The 3,251-nt window shown below is 70.7% G+C and carries 2 protein-coding genes; one reads left to right on the top strand and one right to left on the bottom strand.

Annotated features, from left to right (window positions below):
• Nucleotides 1-2: 2 nt before the first annotated feature.
• Nucleotides 3-1,253 (top strand): alkaline phosphatase family protein, encoded by a 1,251-nt coding sequence (locus G6018_RS12770; RefSeq protein ID WP_241732091.1) that lies wholly within the window; start codon nt 3-5, stop codon nt 1,251-1,253.
• 23 nt (nt 1,254-1,276) lie between these two features.
• Here G6018_RS12770 and aspS read toward each other — a convergent pair whose 3' ends face one another.
• Nucleotides 1,277-3,079, bottom strand: coding sequence for an aspartate--tRNA ligase (gene aspS / locus G6018_RS12765; protein WP_182639797.1), 1,803 nt, complete (start codon nt 3,077-3,079; stop codon nt 1,277-1,279).
• Between the last annotated feature and the right edge of the window lie 172 nt (nt 3,080-3,251).

Genomic DNA, 3,251 nt, shown 5'->3' with positions numbered 1-3,251 from the left:
CGCTGGCCGGGGCCGGCGTGGTCGCCGCCGCGGGCGCGGTGGGGGTCACCCTGCTCGCCGACCCCGCTCCGGTCTGGGCCAACCCCACGCGACCGGTCGCCGACGACCTCGACGTCTACGTTCTCGTCACCGACGGGATGCGGCCCGACGAGCTCACTCCAGTGCAGGCCCCCACCCTGCACCGGTGGGCCTCGGAGGGGACCAGGTTCACCGACGCGTCGTCGGTGATGATCGCCGAGACGCTCCCCAACCACGCGGCGATGGTCTCCGGGGTCCTGCCCGAGCGCAACGGGGTTCCCGCCAACTCGATCTGGGACCACGCCGCCGGAACCGACCGGACGCTCGACCGGCCCGACGATCTCCGCGCGCCCACCGTGCTCGACCGGATCCGCACCGAGGCGGGCCTGACCACCGCGAGTGTCCTGAGCAAGGACTACCTCCACGGACTGTTCGGCGGGCGCGCGAGCGTCCAGTGGGCGCCGTTCCCGCTCGTGCCAATCACCGACCACTCCCTCGACTGGTTCACCATCGAGGCCCTCAAGCAGACCATCACCGACCACGCCCCCCGGATGACCTTCGTCAACCTCGGTGACATGGACCGCTTCGGACACATGGACCTGTCGGGGACCTCCCTGCGACTGGCGCGCAACCAGGCGGTCGCCAACTCCGATCACAAGCTCTGGGACCTCGAGCAGTTCCTCCGCTCGACCGGCCGCTGGGAGCGCTCGGTGGTCATCGTCCTGGCCGATCACGGGATGGACTGGTCGGAGCCGCTGAGCCTGATCAGCGCGGCCGGTGCGATCGAGGCGGACCCGGCGATCCGAGGGCGGTTCGGAATCGCCCAGAACGGCGGGGCGGATACGTTCGCCTACCTCGGTCCCGCTCACGAGCGCGACGCCTCGCTGCGGCGACTGCGTGAGGTCGTGGGCGCGCTGCCGGGGGTCAACCGACTCTACGATCCGGCCGAGCTCTCGCTGGGTCGACTCGGCGGTGACCTGGTGGCCACGTGCCATCCCGGATGGCGCTTCTCCGACCCCACCCCGTTCTCCAACCCGATCCCCGGCAACCACGGGCACGAGGTCACCCTGGGGATCCCGTTCTTCGTCGGTGGCGGGCACCGGATCGTGCGTCGGGGCGGCACCGTCGACCGCCCGGTCCGCACACTCGACGTGGCACCGACCGTCGCCCGGCTGTTCGGCCTGGACCACGCGGGGATGGACGGCCGCCCGGCGCTCGAGGCGTTCCACCTCTGAGGCCGAGGCGGCTGGTCGGGCGGCTACCCGGCTGACGCGGGCTCCGCCTGGGTCCCCTGACCGCGGGTCACGGGCTTGGCGTCGATTCCCGACTCCTTGCGCTGCTGCGTGGTGATGGGCGCGGGAGCGTCGGTGAGCGGGTCGACACCGCCGCCGGACTTCGGGAAGGCGATGACGTCGCGGATGGAATCGGTGCGGGCCAGCAGCGCACAGATGCGGTCCCACCCGAACGCGATGCCGCCGTGCGGCGGCGCGCCGTAGGAGAAGGCGTCGAGGAGGAAGCCGAACTTCTCCTGCGCCTCCTCCTGCGAGATTCCCATGACTCCGAACACCCGCTCCTGGACGTCCTTGCGGTGGATGCGGATGGACCCGCCGCCGATCTCGTTGCCGTTGCACACGATGTCGTAGGCGTACGCCAGGGCCGAACCCGGGTCGGTGTCGAAGGTGTCCAGGTGCTCCGGCTTGGGGGAGGTGAACGCGTGGTGCACGGCGGTCCACGCCCCCGAGCCCACCGCCACGTCACCGGCGGCCGTGGCGTCGTCGGCGGGCTCGAACATGGGCGCGTCGACCACCCAGGTGAACGCCCACGCCTCCGGGTCGATCAGTCCGAGCTTGTCCGCGATCTCACCGCGGGCCGCACCGAGGAGCGCACGGGTGGACTTGACCCCTCCGGCGCCGAAGAAGATGCAGTCACCTGGCTCCGCGCCGACGTGCGCGGCGATCCCGGCGCGCTCCGCCTCCGACAGGTTCTTGGCCACGGGGCCGCCGAGCTCGCCGTCCTGGCCGACGAGGATGTAGGCCAGGCCCTTTGCCCCGCGCTGCTTGGCCCACTCCTGCCACGCGTCGAGCTGACGCCGGGGCTGCGACGCCCCGCCCTTCATGACCACCGCGCCGACATAGGGAGCCTTGAACACCCGGAACGGTGTCTCGGCGAAGAACCCGGTGCACTCGACCAGCTCGATGTCGAACCGCAGGTCCGGCTTGTCCGAACCGAAGCGACGCATCGCCTCGTCATAGGTCATGCGCGGGATCGGCGTGGTGATCCGGTAACCGGCGGTGGCCCACACCTCGGTGAGGATCTCCTCGGCGATCGCGATGACGTCGTCCTGGTCGACGAAGCTCATCTCCACGTCCAACTGGGTGAACTCCGGTTGCCGGTCCGCGCGGAAATCCTCGTCCCGGTAGCAGCGGGCGATCTGGTAGTACTTCTCCATCCCGGCCACCATGAGGAGCTGCTTGAACAGCTGGGGAGACTGCGGGAGGGCGTAGAAGGTGCCCGGCTGGAGCCGCGCGGGGACCAGGAAGTCGCGCGCACCCTCGGGGGTCGACCGGGTCAGCGTCGGGGTCTCGATCTCCACGAAGTCGTGGCGGGCCATGACGCCCCGGGCGGCGGAGTTGACCTTCGACCGCAGCCGTAGCGCGGACCCGGGCCCCTCGCGACGGAGGTCGAGGTACCGGTGACGGAGGCGCGCCTCTTCACCCACCTCGTCGTCGAGCTGGAACGGCAGGGCCGCGGACTCACCGAGCACCTCGAACGAGACCACGTCGACCTCGACCTCACCCGAGGCGAGGTTCGGGTTCTCCGACCCCTCGGGGCGGCGGTCCACGACGCCGGTGACGGAGACGCAGAACTCGTTGCGCAGACGGTGCGCACGCTCGGCGATCTCCTCGGAGCGGAACACCACCTGACACACACCGGTGGAGTCGCGGAGGTCGACGAAGATGACCCCGCCGTGATCCCGGCGGCGCGCGACCCAGCCGGCCAGGGTGACGGTGTCCCCCGCGTCGGCGGCTCGGAGTTGGCCGGCGGAATGGGTGCGCAGCACTGCGGTGGTCCTTTCATCGGGAGACTTCTGGTGGTCTGCGAGGGACCGTCGGACCCACCGCGATCTGGACGGCGGTCTGTCCCGGGCTCTGACGGGGCACAGTCTACGTCCACCGGCGTCGGTTCCCGGTGTCGGCTGCGACAGCGACTCGGCTGCCAATACAGTGTCCCTC

This window comes from Dietzia sp. DQ11-44, assembly GCF_014145205.1.
Classification (GTDB): Bacteria; Actinomycetota; Actinomycetes; order Mycobacteriales; family Mycobacteriaceae; genus Dietzia; species Dietzia natronolimnaea.
Note: the sequence above shows the minus strand (reverse complement) of the source record. Positions and strands in the feature narration are given on the sequence as shown.